The organism is Flavobacterium soyae (assembly GCF_021245985.1).
Taxonomy (GTDB): domain Bacteria; phylum Bacteroidota; class Bacteroidia; order Flavobacteriales; family Flavobacteriaceae; genus Flavobacterium; species Flavobacterium soyae.
Genome location: NZ_JAJQXA010000004.1, coordinates 254963 through 281351, shown reverse-complemented (window position 1 = coordinate 281351; position 26389 = coordinate 254963). Strand labels below are relative to the sequence as shown.

18 protein-coding genes are annotated in these 26389 nt (G+C 35.5%); 7 read left to right on the top strand and 11 right to left on the bottom strand.

Translation table 11 applies throughout. The features are described from left to right. Nucleotides 1-82: 82 nt before the first annotated feature. Nucleotides 83-817 (top strand): metallophosphoesterase family protein, encoded by a 735-nt coding sequence (locus LUU93_RS07665; RefSeq protein ID WP_232679948.1) that lies wholly within the window; start codon nucleotides 83-85, stop codon nucleotides 815-817. A gap of 48 nt (nucleotides 818-865) precedes the next feature. Then, a complete protein-coding gene (locus LUU93_RS07660; RefSeq protein WP_232679946.1) occupies nucleotides 866-1396 on the top strand; it encodes a DUF6646 family protein in 531 nt (176 codons plus the stop codon). A gap of 130 nt (nucleotides 1397-1526) precedes the next feature. Here LUU93_RS07660 and LUU93_RS07655 read toward each other — a convergent pair whose 3' ends face one another. Further along, complete coding sequence (locus LUU93_RS07655) at nucleotides 1527-2414, bottom strand: SAM hydrolase/SAM-dependent halogenase family protein (RefSeq protein ID WP_232679944.1); 888 nt, start codon at nucleotides 2412-2414, stop codon at nucleotides 1527-1529. Nucleotides 2415-2603: 189 nt separating this feature from the next. Here LUU93_RS07655 and LUU93_RS07650 point away from each other — a divergent pair, with 189 nt between their 5' ends. Beyond that, the gene (locus LUU93_RS07650) at nucleotides 2604-5267 is read left to right on the top strand and encodes a TonB-dependent receptor (protein WP_232679942.1); all 2664 of its coding nucleotides are present in this window, start codon (nucleotides 2604-2606) and stop codon (nucleotides 5265-5267) included. A gap of 391 nt (nucleotides 5268-5658) precedes the next feature. Here LUU93_RS07650 and LUU93_RS07645 read toward each other — a convergent pair whose 3' ends face one another. From LUU93_RS07645 to LUU93_RS07615, 7 genes are all read right to left on the bottom strand, one after another. Next, nucleotides 5659-8436: a M4 family metallopeptidase gene (locus LUU93_RS07645; RefSeq protein ID WP_232679939.1), complete on the bottom strand. Its 2778-nt coding sequence runs from the start codon at nucleotides 8434-8436 to the stop codon at nucleotides 5659-5661. Nucleotides 8437-8762: 326 nt separating this feature from the next. After that, nucleotides 8763-9200 carry a hypothetical protein gene (locus LUU93_RS07640; protein ID WP_232679937.1) on the bottom strand — a complete coding sequence of 146 codons (438 nt, stop codon included), beginning with the start codon at nucleotides 9198-9200 and terminating at the stop codon, nucleotides 8763-8765. 454 nt (nucleotides 9201-9654) lie between these two features. Next, complete coding sequence (locus LUU93_RS07635) at nucleotides 9655-10311, bottom strand: CoA transferase subunit B (protein ID WP_232679934.1); 657 nt, start codon at nucleotides 10309-10311, stop codon at nucleotides 9655-9657. An 83-nt stretch (nucleotides 10312-10394) separates the two neighbouring features. Beyond that, nucleotides 10395-11096, bottom strand: a complete 702-nt coding sequence (locus LUU93_RS07630) for a CoA transferase subunit A (RefSeq protein ID WP_232679932.1) — start codon at nucleotides 11094-11096, stop codon at nucleotides 10395-10397. A 654-nt stretch (nucleotides 11097-11750) separates the two neighbouring features. Next, entirely contained in the window at nucleotides 11751-14057 is a 2307-nt protein-coding gene (locus tag LUU93_RS07625; RefSeq protein ID WP_232679930.1) for a penicillin-binding protein 1A, read from the bottom strand. Nucleotides 14058-14067: 10 nt separating this feature from the next. After that, entirely contained in the window at nucleotides 14068-14547 is a 480-nt protein-coding gene (locus tag LUU93_RS07620; RefSeq protein ID WP_232679928.1) for a gliding motility lipoprotein GldH, read from the bottom strand. After that, the gene (locus LUU93_RS07615) at nucleotides 14531-15904 is read right to left on the bottom strand and encodes a PSP1 domain-containing protein (protein WP_232679926.1); all 1374 of its coding nucleotides are present in this window, start codon (nucleotides 15902-15904) and stop codon (nucleotides 14531-14533) included. Before LUU93_RS07615 ends, LUU93_RS07620 begins: the two co-directional genes overlap by 17 nt. Before the next feature lie 313 nt (nucleotides 15905-16217). Between LUU93_RS07615 and LUU93_RS07610 the strand changes: the two genes are divergently transcribed. Beyond that, nucleotides 16218-17030, top strand: a complete 813-nt coding sequence (locus tag LUU93_RS07610) for a hypothetical protein (RefSeq protein WP_232679923.1) — start codon at nucleotides 16218-16220, stop codon at nucleotides 17028-17030. 116 nt (nucleotides 17031-17146) lie between these two features. On the opposite strand, the gene LUU93_RS07605 is transcribed toward LUU93_RS07610, so the two are convergent. The 3 genes from LUU93_RS07605 to trhO form a co-directional block, all read right to left on the bottom strand. Beyond that, entirely contained in the window at nucleotides 17147-17377 is a 231-nt protein-coding gene (locus LUU93_RS07605; RefSeq protein WP_042563582.1) for a ferredoxin, read from the bottom strand. Further along, nucleotides 17377-18618 (bottom strand): peptidase U32 family protein, encoded by a 1242-nt coding sequence (locus LUU93_RS07600; RefSeq protein WP_232679921.1) that lies wholly within the window; start codon nucleotides 18616-18618, stop codon nucleotides 17377-17379. The genes LUU93_RS07605 and LUU93_RS07600 overlap by 1 nt, the downstream gene beginning before the upstream one ends. 183 nt (nucleotides 18619-18801) lie before the next feature. Continuing rightward, nucleotides 18802-20160 carry an oxygen-dependent tRNA uridine(34) hydroxylase TrhO gene (gene trhO, locus LUU93_RS07595; RefSeq protein WP_232679919.1) on the bottom strand — a complete coding sequence of 453 codons (1359 nt, stop codon included), beginning with the start codon at nucleotides 20158-20160 and terminating at the stop codon, nucleotides 18802-18804. A 280-nt stretch (nucleotides 20161-20440) separates the two neighbouring features. Here trhO and LUU93_RS07590 point away from each other — a divergent pair, with 280 nt between their 5' ends. The 3 genes from LUU93_RS07590 to LUU93_RS07580 are packed head-to-tail and all read left to right on the top strand — an operon-like array spanning nucleotide 20441 to nucleotide 26106. Then, nucleotides 20441-21595: an efflux RND transporter periplasmic adaptor subunit gene (locus LUU93_RS07590; protein ID WP_232679916.1), complete on the top strand. Its 1155-nt coding sequence runs from the start codon at nucleotides 20441-20443 to the stop codon at nucleotides 21593-21595. A gap of 3 nt (nucleotides 21596-21598) precedes the next feature. Beyond that, nucleotides 21599-24745 (top strand): efflux RND transporter permease subunit, encoded by a 3147-nt coding sequence (locus LUU93_RS07585; RefSeq protein WP_232679914.1) that lies wholly within the window; start codon nucleotides 21599-21601, stop codon nucleotides 24743-24745. Continuing rightward, a complete protein-coding gene (locus LUU93_RS07580) occupies nucleotides 24742-26106 on the top strand; it encodes an efflux transporter outer membrane subunit (protein WP_232679912.1) in 1365 nt (454 codons plus the stop codon). Before LUU93_RS07585 ends, LUU93_RS07580 begins: the two co-directional genes overlap by 4 nt. Nucleotides 26107-26389 lie beyond the last annotated feature (283 nt).

Sequence of the window (26389 nt, the reverse complement as noted above, 5' to 3'; positions counted from 1 at the left end):
ATCAATTTTTAAAGATTAACAACTAAATGATCCTAAACAAATCATTTTATTTATTTTTGTAGTTTACTCGAAATTTTAAAAAATGCGAACATTTGTTATAGGCGACATACATGGAGGATTACTCGCACTTGAACAAGTGTTGAAAAGAGCCGAAGTTACTACACGAGATACTCTTATATTTTTAGGCGATTATGTTGACGGCTGGAGCCAGTCGGCAGAAGTTATTGATTTTTTAATTGACCTTAAAACTAAACAAAACTGTATTTGCATTAGAGGAAATCATGATCAGCTGGCTTTAGACTGGCTGGAAAACAGACATGAAGATTTAGATGAAGAAATGTGGTATAAACATGGCGGAAAAGCCACTGTTGAAGGGTATTCTAAAATTTCTCCGGAAAGAAAAAAAGAACATATCGCCTTTTTTGAATCACTGAAAGATTATTATCTCGATGATGAAACCCGCCTTTTTGTTCACGCAGGATTTACCAATTTAAATGGTGTTGTCTGGGAATACTTTCCAAAATTATTTTATTGGGACAGAACACTTTGGGAATCTGCATTAGCTTTAGATCCAAATTTAAAACCGGATGATTTATATTATCCAAAACGTTTTACGATTTATAAAGAAATTTATATTGGCCATACTCCTGTTACCAGAATTGGAGAAACGGTGCCTATAAACAAAGCCTGTGTATGGAATGTTGATACAGGAGCAGCTTTTAAAGGCCCTTTAACTATCATGGATATAGATACGAAAAAATTCTGGCAAAGCGAACCATTAAATGAATTGTATTCTAACGAAAAAGGTAGGAATTGAGATATAAAAAATTAAATTTGCACAGCAAAATAATTAATATTTAAGTTTATGAAAAAAGTTATCACATTATTGTTTTTGGTATCGTTCGGATTTATTCATGCGCAGAAAGCTTTTACCGGCAAAGGCGATATGAGAGTAAACGTAGGTGCTAATCTACAAGATGGAGGTTCAGGAATTCAGGGATCTATTGATTTTGGTTTAGGAGAAAATTTCTCTTTTGGATTTGTTTCCAGTTATTTACTTGGAGTAGATAATTACAATGGTTTCTACCACGGAGGCCCAACTTACTACACTGATCACAAGCCAGAATTTCAGGATCGTTTTGATGCAAAAGCAAGAATTAATGCTAATTTAAGCAGTGTTATTGGGGTTGAGCAGTTAGATGTTTATCCTGGTTTAAGTTTAGGTTTACGCAACTTTGGAGGACACATTGGCGGACGTTACTTCTTTACTGACGGATTTGGTGTGTTTACAGAACTTGGCTTTCCAATTGCAAAATATAGTAACGAGAATGATGTATTTGATCATTTAAACAATCAGGTTACTTTTAGTTTAGGAGCTTCTTTCAATTTGAACTAGTTTTTTTAACCACAAAGATTTACGCTAAGTTTGTCGTTTTAATCTCGCTAAGATGCAGATTCGCAAAGTTTTATAAAAAAAACCGCTCAATTGGGCGGTTTTTTCTTTTTTATATTAAGATGACTTAAACTTATTTACTTAGTAAAATACTCCAGTCTGCTCCGCTGTAAATTTTATGCTTTACCGAGAAACTGCCTTGATTTACAGCTAGTGAAAAATTTAAAAGGCTGTTAAAATACGTAACGTCTGTTCCTGCCGGAACTTCTCCAAAAGTATTTACTAATTTTAGTTTTCCTTCGTAAGCTTTTTTAGTTCCGTTGAAAATCTGGATTTTAACAAAATCTCCTGCTTTCAAACCAAGATTAGCAAAAGTCTTTTTGTCAATATTTGTCCAAACATTTCCGTATTGAATATCCAGAATTGGAATTCCGCCTTTTATAACGCCGTTTTCAAATACTGGTTTTTGGTAATCAATTTTAACTACTTCACTTGGTAATTTTGGTCCAACTTCTTCAAAAGTAATCGTTTTTGATGCTAAACGCGCTCCGGTAAAAGCATATACATCACGTCCGTGAAACGTATAGGATTCATTTGAATTCTGGCGACGGTTTTTTACCTCATCAATTTCACGAACTTCCTGAATTCCTAATTGTTCTGCAATTAGAGTCAAAGTTCCGTTATCCGGAGTTACAAAATAATGCCCGGATTTTGTCAATAAAACTACAGAGTGTCTTGCGGTACCAACTCCCGGATCACAAACTGATACAAAAACAGTTCCTGCTGGGTAATACTGCGCTGTCTGCGACAAACGATATGCTGCTTCCCAAATATTAAAAGCCGGGATTTCATGTGTTAAGTCAAATATTTTCAAATCAGTCGAAACACCCATTGCAACACCTTTCATAGCAGAAACTGCTCCATCTTTCAAACCAAAATCTGATTGAAAAACCAATACATTATTTTGCGAAAAGCCATTAAATGTTATAGCAAGCAAAAAAAGTAATACTTTTAATTTCATTTTTTCTCTTTTTAAATTTACGCAAAGATATTTCATTAAAATCAAAAAATGATATGACTAACTTATAAAAAACAAGATTATATAAATTGATTTTAGTTTTTTACAATTACATTTGCATTTTATTCTTTATCCTATATAAATAGTAGGTAATTTATTTTTGCATTCCTTTTATTATAAAACCATTTTATTATGAGAAAAAAACTAAAACTGATCATAACTCTCGTTCTTACTTTGTCGAGTAGTTTATTTTTTGCCCAAAATCAAGAAATTAACGGAACCATTACAACCGAAACAGGAATTCCGTTAGAATTTGCAACAATTCTTGTAAAAGGTTCTCAAATAAGTACTACGAGCGATGCGCTGGGGAAATTTAAAATTAAATCTTCAACAAATAACCCAACACTTATTATATCGCTATTTGGCTATCAAACCAGAGAAATTGTGGCAAAAGATCATTTTGTAGATATTCAGCTGGTTTTAGAAAATAATAGTTTAGATGAAATTGTGGTTGTTGGAAGCAGAAACCCAAAGAAAAGCAAACTGGAAACTGCAGTTCCTGTTGATGTTGTAAATCTGGCGAAAATTAGAAACACAACACCTCAGACTACAACAAATGATATTTTAACTTATTTGATTCCGTCTTTTAATTCAAACAGACAATCTTCTGCAGATGGAACAGAACATATTGATCCGGCTTCTTTAAGAGGTTTAGGCCCAGATCAGGTTTTGGTTTTAATTAATGGGAAAAGAAGACACACAACTTCATTGGTAAACTATCAAAATACGGTTGGAAATGGTTCTGTAGGTACAGATTTAAGTGCAATTCCTGCTTCGGCAATTAAACGAATTGAAGTTTTGCGTGATGGAGCGGCAGCGCAATATGGTTCTGATGCTATTGCAGGTGTTATAAATTTGGTTTTAAAAGATAATGCGGGTTTAGAAGCAAATGCTACTTATGGTTCAACATCGAGAGATGACGGACAAACTACCAATTTAAACCTGAATTACGGAACAAAAATTGGTAATAAAGGTGGTTTTATAAACTTTACTGGTGAATTTAATGACCGTCAGAAAACAAATCGTTCTCAAAATAACACTTTGATTATTTTTGATCAAACTTCTATAGGCAATGGCCCTGGTACAACTTCTTATGATTTTGCAAACGATCCTGCAGCATCTCGTCAGTTTGATGATAATTTATTAGCTCAAAATGGTTTAAAACGTGATGATTTCAATTTCCAGATTGGTGATGCTAAAATCCAAAATTTACAAGGTTTCTTTAATGCTTCGATTCCATTAAACGATCAAATTGAGTTTTATGCTTCCGGAGGTGTGAGCCACAGAAAAGGAACGGGTTACGGGTTTAGACGTTTACCAAGTGAAACAGAAAGTGTTGTGGCTTCAATTTTCCCTTTTGGTTTTCAGCCTGAATTAAACTCTGTTGTTACAGATCTTTCTTCTTCTTTTGGTTTCAAATTTAAATTTGGCGAATGGAAACTGGACTTGAGCAATACTATCGGTGAAAATAAATTTGTTTATGAGGTATCAAACACAAACAATTTTTCTTTAGGCGATGCAAGCCCGACAGAATTTAAAGCGGGAAATCATTCTTTTCTTCAAAATACTGTAAATGCCGATATTTCGAGATTGTATAAAGATATTTTCAACGGATTGAATGTTGCTTTTGGTGCTGAATATCGTTTTGAGAAATACAAAATTGTTCCTGGTGAAGAGGCTTCTTATATCGACGGCGGCGCACAATCCTTTCCCGGATTTTCTCCTTTGAATGAAGTGAACGAAGATAGAAACAGTGTGGGTGTTTATGCTGATGTTGAAGCAGATATTACAGATAAATTTTTAGTTGGAATTGCTGGGCGTTATGAAGATTATACTGATTTTGGAAATACGATTAATGGAAAATTATCGCTGAGATATAAAATTCTGGAAAATCTTTTTGTTCGTGGCGCTATTAGTTCTGGTTTTAGAGCGCCTTCTTTACATCAGCAATATTTTAATAATATTGCAACGGATGTTGTTGACGGGGAACTTTTGAATTCGGGTATTTTTAGAAATGACAGCGATGTAGCGAAACAGCTTGGAATTCCGAAATTGAAAGAAGAGACTTCAAGAAATTATAGTTTTGGGGTTGTTTTTTCTCCAACAAAACAATTGCATATTACGGCTGATTATTACCACATTAGAATTGATAACAGAATTATTTTGACCGGAAATTTAGGAAATGATGCTTACGGAGACCCAGTTCCTGAACTTCGTGATTTGTTTGCTCAATATGGTGCGCAAACGGGGCGTTTCTTTACAAATGCAATTAATACTACTACAAACGGTCTTGATGTGGTTATTGATTATGATTTAAATGCGGGACGTGGTAAATTGAATCTTTCATTATTATACAATTACAACAACAATCAGGTTGATAATCAATTAAACAATATTCCGTCGATATTTAATGGTCAGGAAGATGTGTATTACGGGCCGCAGGAAAGAAGTTTGATCGAATCGAATACTCCTAAACACAAGGGGACTTTTGCTGTAAATTACAATATCGACAAATGGAACTTTTTATTGAGAAATACTTATTTTGGAGAAGTTATTCGTGACGGCTTCCCTTTTGGAGGAATCCAGAAACACAACGGGAAAGTGGTTACAGACTTGACTCTTGCATACAAAATAACTCCAAAAGTTCAGATTTCTTTGGGTGCGAACAATTTATTTGATGTTTTCCCGGATAAACAAATCTACGAGAACAGTTATTTTGGAGTGTTTAAATATGCACCGGTTCAAATGGGAACTACGGGGGCTTATTATTTTGGAAGAATGAGTTTTAGTTTGTAGGTGTTTAACCGCAAAAAGCGCTAAGGTTTTTATTTCTGTATGAAAGAATCTCGCAAAGCTTAATCGCAAAGTTTATTAATTGGCACCTGCTTTAGCTGGAGGAAGTATAAGATTTACACACAAAAGGGCTTTAGCCAAACGGTTATGTTTGGCTAAAGCCCTTTTTACTTTGCTTACTTTACATCCAGCTAAAGCTGGACGCTATTGAATTTTAAATATTAAACTTTGCTCCCGAAGCTTCTGGACTGCGGCTTTTCGAGATTAAAAAAGCCCCGCGGACTTTGCAAAAAACCTTAGCGAACTTTGCGTTAAAAATCTCTGCGAACTTTTCGGTTAAAAAAAGAAAAAAGCCCCGCAAACTGCGAGGCTTCTTATCTACTAATTCGGATTTTTATTTTTTAGCAAATTTCTTCACAATTTTCTTATCACCGTTATTTAATTCGATAAGATAAATTCCTGTGCTTAACTTACTTACATCTATTGAACCTGCAACTTGTCCTGAACCAAGCTGTTGCCCTAATGTATTTAAGATTTTATATGAATAACCTTTTTCTTCTGAAAGTGAAACGTTTAATTGGCTTTCAACCGGATTAGGATATACTGTAAGTCCAGATGCTTCAGTAGTTTCAATTAATCCTGCAGCAATTTCTTCTGCAGCAACTGTTCCAGAAGCTGTAATGTTTATAGAGTAATCTTCAACTTGTCCATAAGAGAAGCCTTCACAAGATGTTGGAACCCCATTGTATTTCATAGAAATTCTTAATCTTGTTGTTCCTAAAGCAGCTGTAGCAGGAATTGTAATTGTTCCTGTTACCGGAGTCGTTTTTGATGCAGTTTTAGTCCACACTGTTTCTCCAGAATCTGAAAAATCTCCGTCTTGGTTATAATCGATGAATACTCCATAACCTTCGTTATAAATTGTCGATGTCCAGCTTGGCGTTATTGTAATAGTATAAGCAGTTCCTCTTGCTGCATTTGTAGAAATAGCAGTATAGTTTTCATAACCAGTTGTTCCTGTTGAAGTATTATTAATAGTTCCAAAAACAACTTTACCAATTCTTTCGTCGGCTGCACTGTTTCCTTGAGAAGAACAATATGTTACAGAAGCTGCAGTTGTTGTTACGTTTACTGTATTACTGGCAGTTGAAATGTTTCCGGCCGCATCTTTAGCTTTTACACTAAAAGTATAAGCTGTTAAAGCCGTTAATCCAGTTACAGTATATGAAGTTGTAGTCGAAGAACCTTTAAGTGTTGTCCCTTGGTAAATATCATAACCTGTAACCGCAACATTATCTGTAGAAGCTGTCCATGTTAAATTTGTAGTTGTCCCTGTAGTTCCAGAAGCTGCTAAACCAGTTGGCGCAGATGGTGCAGTTGTATCAGTAGAGCCGGAATATGCGGCACCAACACCTATAGCATAAAAAGCATTTGTAGTTGCAATAACTTCTGCAGAACCAGCTCCGTATAAATCAATAGCCGACTGTATTCCGTAAGTTCTTGCATTAGCATAAGTTGAGTTTGCTCCTAAGTAAAAATCTTCTAAACGAAAAGCAATTTTTTCAGCTTTATCGATAGTGATTCCAGTTACATTATAAGCATTTCCAAGATCATTTGTTCCTGATTTACCTACTGATAAGATATAAAACCAGTGATTTAAAACACCTGAGTTTGTGTGTACTCCGCATTGATCGTTACTACTAGTTGGCGTACAGTTTACATTTACCCAATTCGTTCCTCCGTAAGTGTCCGGCTGTCCTTCTGCATTTGGATCACTCATAGAACGTAAAGCAATGTGTCCGCTTCTTCTTTCAATATCTTCACCCACCAGCCAGATTGATTTTGTTGGTGCTGAATGATATTCAATACAAGCCGCCCAGATATCAGAGAAAGCTTCGTTCATGGCACCAGACTCTTTTTGGTATGCTAAGTTTGCTGTATAAGTACATACGGCATGACCAATTTCATGTCCGGCAACATCAAGTGAAGTTAAAATATCAAATCCACCTGTACCGCTTCCATCTCCGTAAGTCATTACGCTTCCGTTCCAGAATGCATTATTATTGCTTGAATATCCGGCTGCAATTAAATTATAATGAACATAACTTTTAATTTTTGCACCGGCATTGTCAAAACTGTTTCTTCCATGAACAGATGACCAATAATCATAAGTCATTTCAGCTCCCCAATGTGCATCGAGTGCCCCATTGTCTTTGTTGGTGTTATTATATTCGGCTGCTGTCCAGTTATTATCAGCATCTGTAAAGTTTGTTGTTGGATAAGTAGCAGTTCTGGCAGAATTATAAGTTTGAATCCCTGTTCCGCGAGTCCCATCTAGCAAAATATAAGATGAACCGCTTAAAGTAGTTTGTATTGTCTGCGTTCCGCTGTAACGTGTTGCTGCATTTGCTGCAACAAATGCCATTTTTGATGCAGTTTCATTCTTTTTAGCTGTATCTGAAAATTTACTTCCATGAACATTATCATTTAAGTGTTTGATTGTTGCATTATAAAACAATGCTTTTCCTGTTTCGGCATCAATATAAAGATCACCACGGCTTAAAGGTTTTGTGGCATAAATATCAAATTTATAGGCAAGACGAACTTTATCTCCAGCTCTTTTTTGACCTTGCTGTTCCATGTCAGGAAGCAAAACCAATTCTCCTTTAGGTTTTTCGTAACCCAATTCTGCAGCATCTTGCGGTTTATCCCAAAGATATTCTGCTGCACGGGTATAACCCAATGCCTTATTAAAAGCATCTTGTGCAGAAAGTGAAGGAGAGAGTTTCGCATTTTCGATGTTGTAATACTCACCGTTCATCGAAACTAATTTTCCATCTTTTGAATGTAAAGTATAATTGGCAAATTCTACTTTAATTCCTTGTTCATACAGTTGAAATTTCTCATGTGTATAACCTTGTTTATCAGATTCTGTTTTAATTTTTGTAAAGGATTGAGAATCTTTTAAACCTAATTGTTCTTTGAAAACTTTTTGTGATTCAGAACTTTTGTAATTCGAAAGCTCATTAAACGTAATTAAGTTTGGCTGTCCGTTTTCTGAAACACTTTTCTGCCCGACACGTTTGTCGTCTGTTTGAACTTGGGCAAAGGCAGAAAAAGAAAAACTAAGAACAATTGCGGTCACAATAATTTTTGGTAATTTTTTTTTCATAATAAGTGGGGGTTTTTAGGTTTGGTTAAAATAATTTTCGAAAATCAATTAAAGTAAGTAAATACTTGAATTTCAAATAAAAGTATCTCAATTTTGTTAGATAATCGGTAAAATTTGCTGTTAATCGATAAAATGCAACATTTTTTACGTAAATTTAACTTTTATATAACAAAGCATAAGAATTTATCAACAAATATGTGCGAAAATTAATATATCAATTATTTTTAATGTACTGAAATACAGACAAAAGGCTTCAAATTGGTCAAAATAGAAATAAAAAAACCGCCTTTTGGGCGGTTTTTTTATTCTTAATATGTACAAATTGATTATGCTCTGGAAAACTTTCTTTTTAATCTAATGATAAACTCTTTCAATGTAATTTCATCATCTCTATTTGAATCATCTTCAACTAATTCAGAAATATCCTTTTTTCTATAAGGAAGAAATAAGAAGAAAGTAGAACTACTCGACTCATTTGTTGTTGTATTTGAAAACATAGCCAATAAGTAATAGAAAACCAAAAGCCTGACAAATATAAAAATCTTTCGAAAACCTTTATTTAAATGATATTTATTGTTTTCTCTGATAGCTTTAATAGTAAAATAAATCAGTTGAACGATAAAAAGCGGTATAAGAAAGTCTGATAAATATACTAAACTGTAAATATTAATTAAACACATTAACGACACTATTATAATCGAAATGGTCATATTTGCTATAAAAAAATAGCTTCCCCATTTAATATCTATTTCAAACTTTTCCAAATGTGCGTGTTTTTAGTTCACAGCAAATCTAAATAAAAGATTACTTGTTATTGGGTCTAAAATTATAAAAAAAGAGAATCTTCATTATGAAAGATTCTCTTTTATATAAATTAATTCAAGTTGCTAGTTAATAAAGTGTAGTCTCTACGGGACAAAATTGACATGAATAAACTGATTTCTACCAATATGTAATCTCTCCGAGATATTTTTTTGTTACTCCGTTAGGAGTTAAATATTGGCAGCAGAATAATAAAATCTGCCAGAAAAAATGAGGCTGTCTCAAAAGTCGAGACAACCTCTTTTTTATTCGGATACCTATCGGAGAAATTTTCCATTTACGCGATTCTCAACAGCTTGATTTTACTTTTGAGACAGCCTCTAAACTTTTTTAGAGCCGATTTATTTATTGAATTATTAAACTAGCAACTTTAATAAATTAGTTGAAAGATTAAAATCAGATATCCATTTCGGGAATTTCGCCTTCAATTATCAAATCTGCTTCGGTTGAAGCAACAATATGCTCAACTGAAATACCTGGCGCTCGTTCTAAGAGCTTAAAACCTTTTTCTGTTACTTCGATAACTGCAAGTTCTGTTACAATCTTTTTGACGCATCCTACGCCAGTTAATGGCAAAGTACATTTTTTTAAGATTTTAGATTCTCCTGCCTTGTTCACATGCATCATCGCAACAATTATATTTTCGGCGGAAGCTACTAAATCCATTGCGCCTCCCATTCCTTTTACCATTTTTCCCGGAATTTTCCAATTGGCAATATCTCCGTTTTCAGAAACTTCCATTGCGCCTAAAATAGTTAAATCTACTTTCTGGCTGCGGATCATTCCAAAACTAAACGCCGAATCAAAAAAACTGGCTCCCGGCAATGTTGTAATAGTCTGTTTTCCTGCATTAATAATATCCGCATCCTCTTCGCCTTCAAAAGGAAAAGGTCCCATTCCCAAAACTCCGTTTTCACTTTGAAATTCAACAGCAATATCTTCTCTGACATAATTTGCAACCAAAGTTGGAATCCCAATCCCAAGGTTTACAAAATATCGGTCTTTAACTTCTTTCGCGATTCTCTTCGCTATATCTTCTTTACTAAGTGCCATACTTTTAATGTGTCAATTTGGAAATTAGATAATGTACTTTGCGTAATCTAAATAATTATCTAATTATCACATTTTCTGATTATCTAATTCTTTACTCTTACGGTGCGCTGCTCAATTCTCTTTTCAAACTTTTCTCCCTGAAAGATACGCTGTACCATAATTCCCGGAATATGAATTTGATTTGGATCTAAAGTTCCAACGGGAACTAGTTCTTCAACTTCGGCAATGGTAATTTTTCCGGCACCAGCCATACAAGCATTAAAGTTTCTGGCTGTTCCTTTAAAAATTAGGTTTCCGGCTTCGTCACCTTTCCATGCTTTTACAATCGAGAAATCGGCTTTGAAAGCTTCTTCCATGATGTGCATTTTACCGTTGAATTCACGGACTTCTTTTCCTTCGGCAACTTCAGTTCCGTAACCGGCTGGAGTAAAAAAGGCAGGAATTCCGGCTTGAGCGGCGCGGCATCTTTCTGCCAAAGTTCCTTGTGGCGTTAATTCAACTTCCAATTCTCCCGAAAGCATTTGGCGCTCGAACTCTGCATTTTCACCTACATAAGATGAAATCATTTTTTTGATCTGTTTCTTCTGCAAAAGCAGTCCTAAACCAAAATTGTCTACACCTGCATTGTTTGAAATACAAGTTAAATCTGAAATTTGGGTGTTTACCAATGCTGCAATTGTATTTTCGGGAATTCCACATAAACCAAATCCGCCAAACATAACTGTCATTCCGGTTTCAATTCCTGCAATAGCATCCTGAACATTATTAACTTTTTTTGTTATCATAACAAATGGTCTTTATTACTGTAATATTTTTGATAAAAATAAGATTTTTAGATTTAATTATATCGATTTCGTAATCATTTTGATGAATTTTATTTTAGCTGTATATAAAGACATCTCGTATAGATTAAATATCGGTAGAAAATTTATTGGTCGTAGTGTTTTTTGTCCCGAAGGGCAATGTCATTAAGTTAAGCTTTTAGAGAATAAAATTAATTTCTCAAAGCCTTAACGCAATATTGTCATTTCGACCGAAGGGAGAAATCGCACTCGAGACTCGACAAAGATTGGCGATTATGCATGAGGAGTTTCTAGTGTGATTTCTCCCTTCGGTCGAAATGACAAAACCTTTACGACTTGGCGTCTTTGCGAGAGATTTATTCGCCATAGCGTTATAGATTTTTCCTAAACTTAATGACATTGCCCGAAGGGACTATACGTGAAGTTTATCAGGAATCTGAAAAGATGTAGTCCCTACGGGACACCTTCGAAATCTTCATTACTGCCAGCTACCGATATTTAACTCCTAACGGAGTTAAGCAACATGTTTTATAACGACGTCTCAAAAAAAATTGTATTCCAAAAAAAAATCCTCTTGTATTCTTCCATACTTAGAAGATCACAAGAGGATTTATTATTTAAAAAACCAAACTTAAACTATAGTTCAAATTCGTCTGTATTTTGCTCTGTTTCTGTTGTATCTTTTACAACAGCTGGTCTTTGGTAACAATCTACTTTTATAGAAAGATTTGCCGGACGTTCAAATTCTGATTTTGAGATTTGAAGGTTTTCATCTTTATAACAAAGTTTCATGAAATAAGCCCAAACTGGTAACGCTGCAGTTGCACCTTGTCCGTAGGTTAAGCTTTTGAAACGTGCTGAACGGTCTTCACATCCTACCCAAACTCCGGTTACTAAGTTTGGAACCATTCCCATAAACCAACCGTCTGACTGGTTTTGTGTTGTTCCTGTTTTACCAGCAATTGGGTTTTTGAACATATATGGATATCCTGTCCAGCGGTTATCTCCGCTTCCTCCGCCCTGCGTACGTAAACGTGCTCCAGAACCGGTTTCTGTTACACCTTCTAATAATTTGATTACTGCAAAGGCAATATCTTTATTTAAAACGTCGTGAGATTCTGGAATTGGCTCGTAAATAACCTCGCCGCTTTTGTTTTCAATTCGGCTTAAAAACTGAGGTTTTACATAAACTCCCTGATTTGCAAATGTGCTGTAAGCTGCAACCATATCTTCAACAGTAATATCTACAGCTCCTAATGCGATTGAAGGCTGTACCGGAATTTCAGTTTTTACACCTAATTTTCTAGTCAAATCTACAACGGCTTCAGGACCAGTTCTGTCAATCAATTTTGCAGAAACTGTATTGATCGAGTTTGCCAAACCTTGTTTTAAAGTTACCATTCCGCGGTATCTGTTGTCAGAGTTTCTTGGTTCCCAGTCTTCTGTTACGTGGTGGCGTCCTTTATGAATCATAAATGGCCCGTCAAGAATAGAGTCGCAAGGAGACATATTTAATTCTTCAATCGCCGTTGCATAAACAAAAGGTTTGAATGTAGAACCTACTTGTCTTGCTCCCTGACCTACGTGATCGTATTGGAAATATTTGTAATTGATTCCTCCAACCCAGGCTTTAATATTTCCTGTTTGAGGTTCCATTGCCATTAATCCTGACTGCAGGAAATGTTTGTAATAACGAATAGAATCAAGCGGTGTCATAATTGTATCGCGTTCTCCTTTCCAGGTAAACACACGCATTCTTGTTTTTACTTTGAAAGAAGCAATAATATCATCTTCGCTTTTATCCATTTCTTTCATTTGCGCCCAGCGAACAGAATTTTTCATTGCCTGCATCATGATTCTGTCTGTCTCTGCTTGTGTAATATTTACGAAAGGTGCATTTTTATTGTTTTTCATTTCAATAAAAAACTGCTGCTGCAAATTTTTCATATGCTCAGAAACTGCCTCTTCTGCATATTGCTGCATTCTTGAATCGATGGTAGTGTAAATTCTTAAACCATCTTTGTAAATATCATAATCAGATCCGTCTGGTTTTTTATTTTCAGTAACCCATTTTTTCATGTAATCACGAAGATATTCTCTAAAATATGTTGCCGTTCCTTCACGGTGGCTTTCTAATTTGAATTTCAACGCGATTGGTAAAGCCTGTAATCTTTCTTTTTCAGCCTCAGTAATCATTTTTGCTTTTGCCATCTGCGAAAGCACAACATTACGACGATTCTTAACTCCTTCAGGATTTCTAACCGGATTGTATAATCCTGAGTTTTTGAACATTCCAACCAAAATAGCTGATTCGTCCATTGTTAAATCTTTTGGATCTTTTGAGAAATAAGTCTGTGCTGCAGAACTTACTCCAACAGAATAATTCCCAAAGTCGTAAACGTTGCAGTACATAGCAAGGATTTCATTCTTGGTATATTGTCTTTCCAAACGAATGGCAATAATCCATTCTTTTATTTTTTGTACAATTCTAAAAGGAAGAAACTTCGAACCTTCGCCATGAAATAATTGTTTTGCAAGCTGCTGCGTTAATGTACTCGCTCCACCGTTTGTTCCTAAACTAGAAACGGCTCTTAGAGTTCCACGTCCGTCAATTCCTGAATGTTCGTAAAAACGAGCATCTTCTGTAGCAACTAAAGCTTCAACTAAGCTTTTTGGTAAATCGGAGTATTTAAGCTGCGATCTGTTAGTTTTGAAATATTTACCAATTACAACTCCATCTGAAGAAATAATTTCGGTAGCCAAATTAGAATCTGGGTTTTCTAAGTCTTCAAAAGAAGGCATTGAACCAAAAAATCCCCAAGAGGCAAATAAGAAGAAAGCCAGAACGCCTAAAAGCGAATAGGCAAAAATTCTCCAGAATTTTTTTTTGTAGTAATTAATATCCTTTACGGTATTGGTTTGATTGTTTTTTTTAGCAGCCATAACTATTTTTCTAATCTTTTTGTTCTATTCTAAAACCTACGTCTGTAATACCTTCTAAAGTCTCGACTCCAGGAATTTTACCTGATTCTCTAACTGCTTGTTTGATATGAACTTTGTACTTTCCTTTAAACTTGACATTTTCTTTGTAGTATAGTTTACTTTCTTTAATATCAGAAAAACCATTTCCCATTAATGTTCCGTCCGGATTTGCCATTTGGTACTCTAAAGTATCAACTTTTGTAAAACCGCTTGGCGTTTCCATAGCCACAATTAAAAATAAATTATTGAAAGGATAATTGTTGTTATCTCTCAAATTTACAAACAAATTGTACTTTTTGGTAGAATCTAAAACGGGCAGGTCAAAGGTTACAACGCTGTCTTTGTGCCAGGCACTTCCAACAGACTTGTACTCGTCGAATACTCTTTTTTTATCGCACGAAAAAAGAAGTATCGCTGCCAAAAGAAGAATCCCGCTATTTTTTATTCTCATTTTTTGTGATAATTATAGGTTTTCTAGGTTCAGCTGGTTTATTTTCATTTGAATTTGGCTTGTTCGAATTGTTGTTTTTATTCGGATTCTGCTTGTTCTTATGATTTGGTTTATTTGGGTTGTTTTGTTTATTCTGCTGCTGATTTGGATTTCCTCCAGCAGGTTTATTATTGTTATTATTACTTGCCTGTTTTGGTTTTTCAGGTGCTGCAGCAACTGCGTTTTCAGTATTTTTGCGTTTACGGTTTGGTTTTTTCTTTCTTTTAGGCTGATCGAAACGGGTTAAACTTTCCTGACCCATTGCGTTATTAAAGTCTTTTTCAGGCTCTAAGGTAACTTCGATTGCAAAATCTTCTAAAGAAGAAACTTTATTTTTTTGCTTATTTTCGGCTATAATTTCTTTTACCTGATCAATTTTTAAAACGTGCCAGTTGGCAAAATTATTAGTGTATGCAAACCACATTAATCCTTTAAAAATATCTTGTTTCTGGCAGACAGCATCTCCTTTTTCGGTTACCAATTTAGTATCGTAATCCGGAAAATCCTTCAATGCATCCATATAAGTATCTAACTCATAGTTCAAACAGCATTTTAGTTTACCACATTGCCCGGCTAATTTTTGCGGATTTAATGATAATTGCTGATAACGCGCTGCCGATGTATTGACACTTCTAAAATCAGTAAGCCAGGTAGAACAGCAAAGTTCACGGCCACAAGAACCAATTCCGCCCAGACGAGCTGCTTCCTGACGGAAACCTACTTGTTTCATCTCAACTCTGGTGCTGAATTCTTTTGCAAAATCTTTAATTAAAAGTCTAAAATCGACTCTGTCATTTGCAGTATAGTAAAAAGTTGCTTTTGATCCGTCTCCCTGGAATTCAATATCTGAAATTTTCATTTCTAGTTTATGCTGAATCGCCAATTCGCGGGCGCGAACTTTCATTGGTTCTTCGCGATCACGCGCTACAGACCAAATGTCAATATCTTTTTGAGATGCTTTTCTGTAAATTTTTGGAATCTCGTTACTATCAGGATTTACTCCTTTTTTCTTCATTTGAATTTTGACCAATTCTCCTGTCAAAGTAACAATTCCAATATCATGTCCCGGTGAAGCAACAGTTGCTACAATATCACCAATACTTAAAGTTAATTTTTCTGAATTTCTAAAGAATTCCTTACGTCCGTTTTTAAAACGAACCTCAACACAATCAAAAATCGCCTCTCCATTAGACGGACTCATGTTAGAAAGCCAGTCAAAAACCGTCAATTTATTGCAGCTGTCGGTGCCGCAAGTCCCATTATTTTTACAACCTTTTGGTGCGCCGCCATCTGAGGTTGAACAACTTGTACATGCCATAATTATATATGTAGTGCTGCTAAAACACAGCTTAAGTTCATAAACGTTTGATCGGTAAAGATAGTATTTTTTTTATTTGGCTATTTACAGATTAGTTCTAAAGGGATGTTAAATGACTAAACAACTGATTATTAAGCAAAAATATTGTAATCGAATTATCAATCGTACTTTGATTGTTTTATTTTGAAATCTTTAACTTACAATTTTATAAATTTTAAAACGTTATACTTCCTCCAATAAAAATTTAGGAATAACTTTGTACGCTTGTCAAAATTGTATTATGGCCAAGACAATAATTATTGATTTTTTAAACATGAAAACATTTCTTTTATTTATAATATTACTTCCTTTCGTTAGTTTGACTGCTCAAGTCAATGACAATAAGAAAGATACATTATTTTTTAGTATTGATAAATATTACACCTTATCTCCTTCGATCGAATTAAAGCTGTCGAATGAAAATTACAACAGGAAACTGGCGTTTGAAAAAATGCAGTTTAGACAGACTAATACAGATGGTTATATTTTTTTTAATACTGATTCTGTTTCAACAAAAGACATCAAACCCAAAAACATAGTCTCCATAAAAGATTATATTGAAAACAGAAAGTTTTATCATGACGGAAACTCTAATAAAATAGTAGATAAGTGGAAACTAAAAGATTCTTTAACAGACAAATACGTGATTTTTTTCGTTGGCAATAATGAACTAATACAAGCTAAAAGTTTAGAATATATCTCTTACTATCCTATACAGAAAGATTCAAGAATTATTGAGAATAGAAGAAAGGATACGCTTTTTTTTAAATTAGATAATAAATACATCTATGAAACCCAGCCTTCTACTACTCCAAAAAAGTATTTATTAAAAGACAGCGGCAAGTCTAAGACTGGTACATTTTTCTTTGAAGAATTTGACGAGCAAACCAGGCCCAAATTTAAATCTAAAAAAGCACTTGATTTAGAAAGTTTTATACATTCAACACGATTTTACAATGCAGAGCAGCAAATAATAAATGATCGGGATTTGTCTAACTATTTTAGCAATTATATTATTTTTCTAGACAAAGAGGTCGAAAATAAACACGATTACATTCAGATTAAATCTTCTGCAACTATAGAATAATCACACCGTTCAAACAATCCGAAAAAGAAATGAAAGGATTGGTTGAAATAAATATTAAAAACCCATATTTTAAAATAGTGAAATATGGGTTTTCTTTTTTTATGTAATATTATTTTCTAAGTCTCTTTAACGGTGATAATCTTTACCGGGCAAGCCTTAGCTGCCAATTCACAACTTTCTACAATTGTATGATTAGGCGATTTTAAAGTAAAAAATCCTTTTGCGTTTACAGAATGAATCAAAACTGATTTTCCGTCTTTTTTTGACATTTGAAAATGAACCGGATCCATCTCAACACAGTAATTACAACCAATACATTTATCTCTTTGTAAAGTAACAATAACCATTATGCCTCAACGATTTTATATAATTTGTCCGACATTCTAATTCTAAACGGAAGCTTAAAAGTACAATCGTCACCTTTTGTTGCTTTTTCTGCTTCAAAATCGTTTACAAACATTTTGTCGATAATCATTTCCTGAGCGCCTGTACTTGGTCCTGTTACCAAAATTTTATCTCCAATTTTGATGTCATAAGCTTCAATTTTAAATTGGCCAACATTGGCTTTTGGGAAATAGTGCGTTCCTTTTCCAACATAAACTTTTTTCTGCGTTGCTGCAGATCCCGGAATATCACTCCACTCTCCTAATTCCTGGCCCAAATAATATCCTGACCAGAATCCACGATTGTAAACGGTTTCTAAAGCCTGCATCCAAACTGCGGTTTTTTCTTTTGAAAATGTGCCATTATAATATGCATCGATAGCTTCGCGATACGTTTTGATAACGGTTGCCACATATTCTGGAGCACGGCCGCGGCCTTCGATTTTTAAAACCTGAATTCCCGAATCGATAACCTGATCTAAGAAATCAAGCGTACATAAATCTTTTGGCGACATCATGTATTCGTTATCCAATTCAATTTCAAAACCAGTTTCCTGATCGATAACCGTATATTTTTTTCGGCAGTTTTGTTTGCACGCACCGCGATTAGCAGATGAATTATGCGAGTGCAAACTCAAATAACATTTTCCCGAAACCGCCATGCATAAAGCTCCATGACCAAAAATTTCTATTTCAACTAAATTCCCGTTTGGGCCTTTTATCTGTTCTTTCTCAATTTGAGCCGCAATATTCTTTACTTGACGTAAGCTTAATTCCCGGCTTAAAACCATAGTATCGGCAAATAAACTGTAGAATTTTATAGTTTCTATATTCGTTATATTCAGCTGGGTTGAAATGTGAACTTCCATTCCAATTGATCGTGCCATAGCAATTACAGCCTGATCAGATGCAATTACAGCCGTAATATTGGCTTCTTTGGTTTTATTCAATAATGTTTTTACAACTGATAAATCGTGATCGTAAATAATCGTGTTTAAAGTAAGATAGCTTCGAACCTTTTTTGCCTCACATCTATTCGCAATTTCTTTCAAATCCTCAATGGTAAAATTCACCGTTGAACGTGCACGCATATTAAGCTGTTCAACTCCAAAGTAAATAGAATCTGCACCATTATCTAGTGCAGCCTGTAGTGACTCAAAATCTCCGGCTGGAGACATGAGTTCGATTTTGTTGGTATCTGTCATTTTTGATTTATTATTCAAATGACAAAAATAATGTGGGTATAGATGAGATTCCTATGATTTTTATCATAGTCTAATTTTAAAAATTATTCGCAGTATATCATTAAAAAAGCCCACGATTGAAACCGTGGGCTTTGTTCTATATTATCAAAATTTAACGTAAATGCCGCAACACTCATATTAAATTCAATCTAAAATCTTGTATATTTTATCAGACAATCTAATTCTGAAAGGAACCTCAAAAGTAACTTTATCACCAATTTTTGCTGTTGAAGCTTGAACTTCATTAACAATCATTTTGTCTAAAACCAATTCTTGATTACCTGTAGTTGGTCCAGAAATTAAGATTTTATCTCCAACGTTCAACTCTTGATTTTCAACAGTAAATTGCCCAACTTGTGCTTTCACATAATAATGCTCTGCTTTTCCAAGAAGTACTTTTTTCACTTTTACTTTCTGACGAATATCAACTGGTTTTTCGGCTGCTGCCAATACAGTATTTGGCAATTCGCCTGAATGTTTGAATTTTAGATTTTCAGATTTTCCTTTTCTGAATACTTTATTTCCAACTTGTTTTCCGGTTCTTAAACGAACCTGATCAACCAAAGGCATATGAATAATCTCTAAACATTCTGTAGAACAGCAGTTTTCCATTACAGCCTTACATTCATCACACTGAATAAACAATAAATGACAACCGTCATTTTCGCAATTTGTATGATTGTCGCAAGGTTTTCCGCATTGGTGGCATTGTGAAATAATATCATCGGTGATTCTTTCGCCAAGACGATTATCAAATACGAAGTTTTTACCAATGAATTTGCTTTCTAAACCTTCTTCTTTAAGCTGTTTGGCGTAATTGATAATTCCTCCCTCTAATTGAAACACATTTTTAAAGCCTTGGTGTTTAAAATAAGCACTTGCTTTCTCGCAGCGAATCCCTCCGGTACAATACATTACCAGATTTTTATCTTCTTTATGGTTTTGAAGCTGTTCGTTAATTATTGGTAAACTTTCTCTAAAAGTTTCAACATCTGGAGTAATCGCATTCTTAAAATGTCCCACTTCACTTTCGTAGTGATTTCTAAAATCAACAACAATCGTATTTGGATCATCTAAAATCTCGTTGAATTCTTTGGCTTTCAAGTGAACGCCAATATTTGTTACATCAAAAGTATCATCGTTCAAACCGTCGGCAACGATTTTATGACGCACTTTAATAGTTAATTTTAAAAAGGAATGATCATCATGTTCTACAGCTTCATTTAAACGAATGCCTTTCATGAAATCATAAACTTCAAGAGTTGCTCTAAAAGCCTCCAAATTTTCGGCAGGAATACTCATTTGAGCATTTATTCCTTCATTGGCAACATAAATTCGGCCTAAAGCATCAAGTGCGTTCCAGGCTAGGAATAAATCATCGCGAAATTTTTTGGGATCTTCAATTTTGGCATACGCATAGAAAGACAACGTAAGACGTTGTTTACCTGCATCATCGATCATGACAGCTCTTTCTTCTGCGCTCAAAGTGTTATACAGTTGCATGCTATAAACAGTTTTAAGTTAAGAATATATAATCGAATTCTATTTTTCTGAGCGAATTCGGGCGCAAAGGTAGGCTTTTCTTTGCAATTTTAAAACAATTAAAAAGCACCAGTTTTGAACCATATAGGTAATATAAGTTCATTTCATTTTTTCTTACAGATTCTAAATCCCATTATTTTGCTTTACAGATTTATTCCGCTGCTAAAAAACAAACATTGTTTATCAATACGTTACAAAATATTTCTTACATTTATAAAGCACAATTTTAACATTTATGATTATGAATGCTTTAAAACTACCCAAACCACTCTTCCCAATTCTTTTATTTTTAACCATCTTCAGCTCTTGCAAAAAAGAAGAAAAGAAAGCCCCGCCTCCCATGCAGGCACCGTTCGTAACTGTTAAAAGTGAAGATGTCCCCATCTATAAAGATTTTGCCGGACAGACTTTTGGAGATTTAGACATTGAATTAATCGCCAGAGTTGATGGAATTTTAACCGGAATTCATTTTAAAGAAGGTCAACGAGTTAAAAAGGGACAATTATTATACACCATTGATCCGCTGGAATACGATACAAAAGTGGAACAAGTGCGCGGCCAGGTAGCTGCAGCACAAAGCAATGTTGTAAATGCCGAAGAAGAATTAAAAAGAATTCGGCCGCTTGCAGATATGAATGCCGTTAGTAAAAGAGAATTAGATGCGGCTGTAGCCAAAGACAAAGCAGCAAAATCTAACTTAAACAGCATTCAGGCAAGTTTACGAAATCAGCAGATAGAAAGAAGTTACTGCAATATTCAATCCCCAATCGACGGCGTTATTGGTCTTTCAAATGCCAGATTAGGAGACTATATTACCAAAATTGGAAACGACTCTAAATTAAATACCGTTTCAAAACTAGAAAAAGTCAGAGTTCAGTTTACAGTTAGCGAATCCAATTACTTGCAATATCAAAAACAAGTCAAAGACGGAGAGCGAATTACGGATCTTGCATTAATACTTTCTGACGGAAGTACACATCCATACAAAGGAAGTCTCAATTTTTCCGACACCAAAATAGACCCAACAACAGGAACCGTAACCATTGAGGCACAATTTCCCAACCCGGACGGAACTTTACGATCCGGACAATTTGCTAAAGTTCGCGTTTTACTTCGAACTCAAAAAGATGCCATTGTGGTTCCTCAAAAAGCTGTAACCGAAATTCAAGGGCTTTTTCAGGTTTCTATTATTGACGATAAAAACACCATTCAAACCCGAATGGTCGAAGTTGGACAGAAAATTGGTGTCGACTGGATTATTACTAAAGGTTTAAAGCCCAACGAAAAAGTCGCCATTATTGGCAATCAGTTTATTCAGCCTGGATCAACTGTTGTCCCGGTTCCTTACGTAGCCGATAAAGATAAAAAGCAAATTGCATCATCTCTAAACAATTAAACTATGGATAATTTCTTTGTAAGACGACCAATCGTTGCTATCGTACTTTCCATATTTATTGTTCTTATTGGAGGACTTTCGATCCTGTCAACACCCATTGCACAATATCCTGAAATTGCACCGCCATTAGTCCAGGTTTCTACAAGCTACCGTGGAGCCAACGCACTAAATGTTGAACAAGCCGTTGCAACACCCATCGAACAAAAAGTAAATGGTGTTGAAAATATGCTTTACATGCAGTCGACCAATACAGGTGACGGAAGTATGACCCTTTCGATCACTTTTGATATGGGAACAGATCTGGACAATGCCACAATGTTAACCCAAAACAGAGTTGCCGAAGCCACCAACAAACTCCCAAATGATGTAAAAACAACCGGAGTTACAACCAAAAAGTCATTATCAATGCCCATGTTGATTTTATCTTTGTATTCTCCAAACAAAACTTTCGACAACAACTTTTTGACCAATTATGCGAGCATCAACATTGTAGATGCACTCGCCCGTATCAAAGGTGTTGGAGAAGTTACCCTTTACGGAGGAAGTAATTATGCCATGCGAATCTGGGTCAAGCCCGATATCATGGCCAAATACAACTTAACGGTTCCCGATATTATACGATCAATCCAAGAACAAAATGCCATTGCACCAGGAGGAAAATTTGGCGCTCCGCCAGCAACCGAAAACAATGAATTCACCTATAACGTAATGCTGAAAGATCGTTTGGTAAATCCCGAAGATTTTGAAAACATCATTTTAAAATCAAACATCAGCAATCAGCAGGTTCGATTGAAAGATGTTGGAACCGTAACACTCGGAACCGAAAGTTATGCATCAATTGCCAAACTCAACGGGAATCCCGCAGGAACTATCGGAATCAAACAAATGCCGGGTTCCAACGCTCTTGAAGTTGCCGAAAATGTAAAAAATACAATTGAACAGCTCAGCAAAAGATTTCCTCAGGATTTAAAATATGCCGTTTCTTTAGACACGACTTTGGCCATTTCAGAAGGAATCAGCGAAATCATGCATACTTTGGTCGAAGCCATTATTCTGGTAATTCTGGTAGTTTTTATATTCCTGCAAAACTGGCGTGCGACCTTAATCCCGCTTTTAACCGTTCCTGTTTCTTTGATTGGGGTATTTATGCTTTTCCCGTTACTCGGATTTTCTATAAATGTACTTTCCCTATTAGGATTAGTACTCGCCATTGGGATTGTCGTCGACGATGCCATTGTGGTTGTTGAAGCCGTAATGCATCACATTGAGCAGGGAATGTCTCCTCGTCAAGCTACAAATCAGGCAATGCGCGAAGTTTCGGGGCCGGTAATTGCAATTGCGATTGTGTTAACAGCCGTTTTTATTCCTGTTGCTTTAACCCCTGGAATTACTGGAAGATTGTATCAGCAATTTGCAATTACAATTGCTATTTCAGTGATTTTCTCTGCATTAAGTGCTTTGACTTTAAGTCCGGCTTTATGTTCTCTTTTGCTAAAACCCAATCAGGAAACGAAAGGCTGGCTCGGAAAATTCTTCAAATGGTTTAATGTTAAGTTTGGTGCTTTTACCAATAAATACACAGGATTTTCAGGATATTTAATTAAAAAAACAGCCCGAAGTTTAATTTTTATCGGAATTGTAGTTGGGGCTATTATTCTTTTGGGAGGAAAAATTCCGGGTGGATTTGTTCCCGAAGAAGACCAAGGTTATATGTTTGTCAATATTGAACTTCCCGGTGCTTCTTCTTTAGAAAGAACCAGTAAAGTCATTCAAAAAGTAGAACACATTTTATCTAAAAATCAAGGTGTTGAATATTATACTTCGGTTGCTGGTTTTAGTTTAATTAAAAACTCGGTGGCAACCAATAACGGATTTTTCTTCGTTGCCTTAAAAGAATGGAAAGAACGCGAACAAGATGTTTTTCAAATTTTGAAAGAAGTCAACGGAAAAGTGGTTTTCGGAATACCCGAAGCTACTGTTTTTGCTTTTGGGCCTCCGCCGATTACCGGAATTGGAAACGCTGCCGGATTCTCGATGATGCTTCAGGATAAAGAAGGAAATACTCCGCAGTATCTTTTCCAGAATGCACAGCAATTTATGGCAGAAGCAAAAAAACGACCCGAAATAGGAACCATTCGAACGACCTTCAACCCAAATGTTCCGCAGATTAGCCTTGATATTGATCGGGAAAAAGTATCAGAACTAAACCTTTCTTTATCCGATGTCAATCTTGCCATTGGTGCCAGTTTGGGCGGACAATACATAAATGAATTCAATAAATTTGGGCGACAGTATATTGTTTTGCTTCAGGCAGATCCAAGTTTTACTGTAAATCCCGAAGACATTAATAAAATCTTTGTCCGAAGTCGGGATAATAAAATGATTCCTATTACGAGTATTGCTGCAATCCGCAAAGAAAGCGGGCCAGAATTTACAACTCGTTTTAACTTGTATCGTGCGGCCGAAATTGGAGGAACGCCCGCTCCCGGATTTACTTCGGCGGAAGCCATGACTGCATTACAGGAAACCGCTGCGAAAGTTCTCCCGGCCGGAATGGGTTATGAATGGGCAAATATGAGTTATCAGGAAAAACAAGCCGAAGGAAAAGGAAATACGGTTTTTATCATGGCGTTGTTTTTCGTGTTTCTAATTCTTGCTGCACAATACGAAAGCTGGAAATTACCTTTCAGCGTTTTACTCGGAACTCCTTTTGCTGTTTTTGGTGCTTTCCTCGGCTTATATCTCTGTCGATTATTAAGTCCCGATTATGTAAATAATGTTTTTGCTCAAATTGGTCTTGTAATGCTGATTGGTCTCGCAGCCAAAAATGCTATTTTGATCGTAGAATTTGCCAAAGAAGAATATGAAAAAGGAATGCCGGTTAAAGAAGCCGCATTGTACGCTGCTAAATTACGTTTTAGACCGATTTTAATGACGGCTTTTGCTTTTATCTTGGGAGTTGTTCCGTTGTTAACTGCAAGCGGAGCCGGAGCTCAAGCCAGAAAAGTAATGGGAATGACTGTTTTTAGCGGAATGCTGGTCGCCACCGTTTTAGGTGTTTGTTTGATTCCGGTGTTATTTGTATTTATTGAAACATTCGGAAAGAAAAAATCTGAGAAAATCGATGAACCTAAAGAGGAAGAAAAATGAAAAATCTAAAAATACTTTTAGTGTTATTTTTGATGGTTGTTTTTCCTTACGGATGCATGGTTGGGCCAAAATATGTTAAACCCGAACAACCTCAGGCAGATACTTTCCGTTTTGGCGATCAATCCAGAGACACAACAAAATCTGTTACAACCATAAAATGGTCATCGATATTTAACGATGATGTCTTGATTGGCCTGATAGAAAAAGGAATTCAAAACAATTATGATCTTAAAATTGCTTTGGCGCGTTTAGAACAGGCAAAAGCTAATCTCGGAATCGCAAAAGCCGATTTATTTCCTGCTTTTCAATATTCTGGTCAGGTAAATAGTGCCGAAACGATTATGCAGCCATCATCGGCATTAGCCAATATGTCTTGGGAACTGGATTTTTGGGGAAAATACCGTCATCAAAATAAAGCTTTGCAAAACGAGCTTTTAGCCACCGATGAAGCCCGAAAAGTGATTCTGTCGAATATTGTCAGCACTATTGCCATTTCTTACTTTGAATTGCGTGATTTCGACAATCAATTGGAGATTACGACACATACTTTGGAAACCAGACAAAAGGCGTACGACATTATTAACGAACGTTTTATAAGCGGTTATGTTGCTGAATTGGATAAAGTTCAAATTGAACAGCAAGTCGCGATTGCCGAAGCGAATATTCCGTTAATCAAAAGACAGATTACGGCTCTGGAAAATTCAATTTCTATTTTGGTAGGGCAAGTTCCGCAGCCCATTCAGCGTGGGAAAACGAATAGCGAATTATTGATTTTAACGACTTTCCCTACTTCAGTTCCATCGGCTTTATTAGAAAACAGGCCCGATGTAAAACGTCAGGAATATTTATACAAAGCAGCTTATGAAAGAATTGGTGTTGCGCAGGCATTGCGTTATCCGTCTTTTAATATTGCTGCCGTTGCAGGTTTTACCAGCGTTATGGTAGGTGATTTATTTAACGATGGTTCTTATATGCAAAATGTTGGCGGAGGAGTTACGGGTCCAATTTTCAACTTCGGAAAAAACAAACGCCGCGTTGATGTAAACCGCCAATTGGCCGAAGAAGCAAAATTCAATTTCCAGAAAACATATTTAACGGCCATTTCTGAAGTAGAAAATTCCCTTCAAAACGTGGCAATGTTCAAAGAAGAATGGACTGCCCGAAACCGACAGGTTGTAGCCGCACAAAAAAACTATGATCTTTCAAACGCAAGATATTACAATGGTTATGTTTCATATCTGGAAGTTCTGGACGCTCAAAGATCTTTGTTTGAAGCGCAATTAAGTCTTTCGCAATTAACCCAAAAACAATTAAGTTCAATGGTTCAGTTGTATAAAGCATTGGGCGGAGGATGGAATTGATTTTTTTAAAGTTGCTAAGGTTCTGAGATGCTAAGATTCTAAGGTTTCTCAACATTTCTAATAGAAGTTTATCTTTTTCTTTTTTATATCAGGTTATCATTCCGTAGGAATGTTTCATCGGTAGAAAAAAAATAGGAATCACCCACATCTGCGTTCCGTAGGAACGTTTGATCTTGTTAGATTATAAAAAAATGATATCAAAACCAAACGTTCCTGCGGAACGTAAAATAATGATAACAATATAATTTTCTACTGATAAAATGTTCCTGCGGAACAAGGAAAT

Excerpts from the sequence above, each read along its gene's own strand:
- LUU93_RS07665 (WP_232679948.1), top strand. The coding sequence starts at position 83 with ATGCGAACATTTGTTATAGGCGACATACATGGAGGATTACTCGCACTT.
- LUU93_RS07650 (WP_232679942.1), top strand. The coding sequence starts at position 2,604 with ATGAGAAAAAAACTAAAACTGATCATAACTCTCGTTCTTACTTTGTCG.
- trhO (WP_232679919.1), bottom strand. The coding sequence starts at position 20,160 with ATGCAACTGTATAACACTTTGAGCGCAGAAGAAAGAGCTGTCATGATC.
- LUU93_RS07620 (WP_232679928.1), bottom strand. The coding sequence starts at position 14,547 with ATGAGAATAAAAAATAGCGGGATTCTTCTTTTGGCAGCGATACTTCTT.
- LUU93_RS07625 (WP_232679930.1), bottom strand. The coding sequence starts at position 14,057 with ATGGCTGCTAAAAAAAACAATCAAACCAATACCGTAAAGGATATTAAT.
- LUU93_RS07590 (WP_232679916.1), top strand. The coding sequence starts at position 20,441 with ATGAATGCTTTAAAACTACCCAAACCACTCTTCCCAATTCTTTTATTT.
- LUU93_RS07615 (WP_232679926.1), bottom strand. The coding sequence starts at position 15,904 with ATGGCATGTACAAGTTGTTCAACCTCAGATGGCGGCGCACCAAAAGGT.
- LUU93_RS07605 (WP_042563582.1), bottom strand. The coding sequence starts at position 17,377 with ATGGTTATTGTTACTTTACAAAGAGATAAATGTATTGGTTGTAATTAC.
- LUU93_RS07580 (WP_232679912.1), top strand. The coding sequence starts at position 24,742 with ATGAAAAATCTAAAAATACTTTTAGTGTTATTTTTGATGGTTGTTTTT.
- LUU93_RS07660 (WP_232679946.1), top strand. The coding sequence starts at position 866 with ATGAAAAAAGTTATCACATTATTGTTTTTGGTATCGTTCGGATTTATT.
- LUU93_RS07585 (WP_232679914.1), top strand. The coding sequence starts at position 21,599 with ATGGATAATTTCTTTGTAAGACGACCAATCGTTGCTATCGTACTTTCC.
- LUU93_RS07610 (WP_232679923.1), top strand. The coding sequence starts at position 16,218 with ATGAAAACATTTCTTTTATTTATAATATTACTTCCTTTCGTTAGTTTG.
- LUU93_RS07630 (WP_232679932.1), bottom strand. The coding sequence starts at position 11,096 with ATGATAACAAAAAAAGTTAATAATGTTCAGGATGCTATTGCAGGAATT.
- LUU93_RS07635 (WP_232679934.1), bottom strand. The coding sequence starts at position 10,311 with ATGGCACTTAGTAAAGAAGATATAGCGAAGAGAATCGCGAAAGAAGTT.
- LUU93_RS07645 (WP_232679939.1), bottom strand. The coding sequence starts at position 8,436 with ATGAAAAAAAAATTACCAAAAATTATTGTGACCGCAATTGTTCTTAGT.
- LUU93_RS07655 (WP_232679944.1), bottom strand. The coding sequence starts at position 2,414 with ATGAAATTAAAAGTATTACTTTTTTTGCTTGCTATAACATTTAATGGC.
- LUU93_RS07600 (WP_232679921.1), bottom strand. The coding sequence starts at position 18,618 with ATGACAGATACCAACAAAATCGAACTCATGTCTCCAGCCGGAGATTTT.